The 1,875-nt window shown below is 64.6% G+C and carries 1 protein-coding gene; it reads left to right on the plus strand.

Going from position 1 to position 1,875, the window contains the following annotated elements:
- Nucleotides 1-1,372 precede the first annotated feature (1,372 nt).
- A complete protein-coding gene (locus LCE31_RS35740) occupies nt 1,373-1,729 on the plus strand; it encodes a hypothetical protein (protein ID WP_225022010.1) in 357 nt (118 codons plus the stop codon).
- Nucleotides 1,730-1,875: the final 146 nt, after the last annotated feature.

Consider the following 1,875-nt stretch of genomic DNA (forward strand, 5'->3'; position numbering starts at 1 on the left):
ACCGCGGCACCCGGCCCCTCCCGGGCCCACCGCTTCGACGCCAGACGGCAACGGGCCAACGCTCACACGGGCGGCGACGCAGCGCGCGGCCGCAGCCGAAGAGTCCGACACGGTTGAGGCGGCCGCCTGCGTGCCCCATGAGACGGGAAACCAGGGGGGAACAGCTGGGCCGGACGGGTACCGGCATGGCGACGGCCCCCGAGCGTCATGTCGGTTCAGGGGCCGTTCACGTGCGGTGGGTGTGGGATTTGAACCCACGGTGACATCGCTGCCACGACGGTTTTCAAGACCTTTCAGTGGTCGAAGGCTTTCAGCCTTCCCTCGCAGGTCAGACAGGTACTGGCATCCCCGGCCGAGGCTTTGCCGTGACCGTCGTGCCCGCTACGTGCCCCTCGGCCAAGGTCAGCCCTGACGGGGGGCGGCGCAGACACGGACCGGGTCAAGGTGGAGCTCATTCGGGCCCAAGCAGTCGGCCGCCCACGTAGCCAAGCACGAGCCGCAGGAGCAGGCCAGGTTGGGTCCGTGCGCGCTAGTGGGACCGCAGCACCCAAGCGAGTTGTCCCCATGCGGTCGCCAGGCCCAACTATCGCCGCACGGATTGGGCGTCCATTCTTCGCGCCGCTCGGTGTGCTCGCCTATCCACGGCCGGGCACAAGGCCCACCCTCTTGGCCTCTGCTTCCAGCATCCCGAAATTCGTTGTTCAAAGCGGCCATCGCGTCCAGTTCTCTCGCTGCGGTCTCGCCGTCGATAGGGGTGCGCGTAGAGCCCGCCGCAGCCCCAAAGGGAACAGTCCGGACATATCCGCACGGTGCGTAGAAGTTCATGGATTGAGAGGGGTGCCCGATCCCAGCAATCTCTGAATGGCGCGCCCCAACTTCCTTCGAGTGGAACCTCCAGAAGTTTTCGATATGCACACATTGGACTGCAATAAAAGTGGCAGTGACCTGCGCCACTCTTATGGCGCATGAAATATCCCCCTTGTCCAAATAAAGATCCCAATAGATGGAGGGTGCTATCAGTGAAAATGCCCCGTAAAAGCTCTGAAACCGTACATCACGATAGAAGCTCAGATGCACGCCATCGCAGCTCGGACATGTGGAGCAGCTGCGGAGGATTCGTAAACGCACCGTTGATCATTGCTGACGCTCGGCATACAGTCATGGTCAGACGGCATGCGATCAGGGGGCCTGTGTCGATTTCCCCTATCTTGCGAGCGTGTCATCCCGAGGGAAGGGGACCGTTCCCCTTCAGTAATCTCGGATCTTCTCGCGCAGATGAAAGCGATTTCGAATGAGATCCATTCGTGCTCGAATAGCTGCACTTCGTGAAAGCTCTCGGCGGGTCATCCTCGTACTCATCGGGGTTACGACCGTGGCGGGGATATTCGCGGCCCCGGCCCAGGCCGACAGCTGGAGCAGCCACCTGACCGGCGTCGCGGCCGGCTTCGAATCCCGGCGTTGGACCGAGGCTTCCTCCGACACGACCACCAACATCAAGTTCACCGGCTGTAGCGGTGCCCAGAGTGTCGTGAACGTGACGTTCGTCAAGGATAATTCCCTTTCGCCGGACACCTACTACACGAAGGCCGCCTTCACTGCGTGCTTTGCGAGCAGCACCGCCACGTCTTCGGGAAACTGGGATGATCACGGAGCCGGCAACTACTACTTCGTCGTCAACGATGGAGGAGGGGACCTCGTCACGGTGAAGTCCCTGACCGTCACCTACTGATCCATCCGCCCGGGGGGCCCCCCCGGGGGCCGGGGGGGGGCCCGGGGCCCCCGGGGGGGCGGGCGCACCGCGCGGGGCCCGGGCCCGCGGCGGGCGCCGGGGCCGCGGGTGGCGGGCCGGGCGCGGGGCCGGACGGCCGGGGGTCC

It is taken from the genome of Streptomyces sp. 8L, assembly GCF_020176795.1.
In the GTDB taxonomy this organism is placed as follows: Bacteria; Actinomycetota; Actinomycetes; order Streptomycetales; family Streptomycetaceae; genus Streptomyces.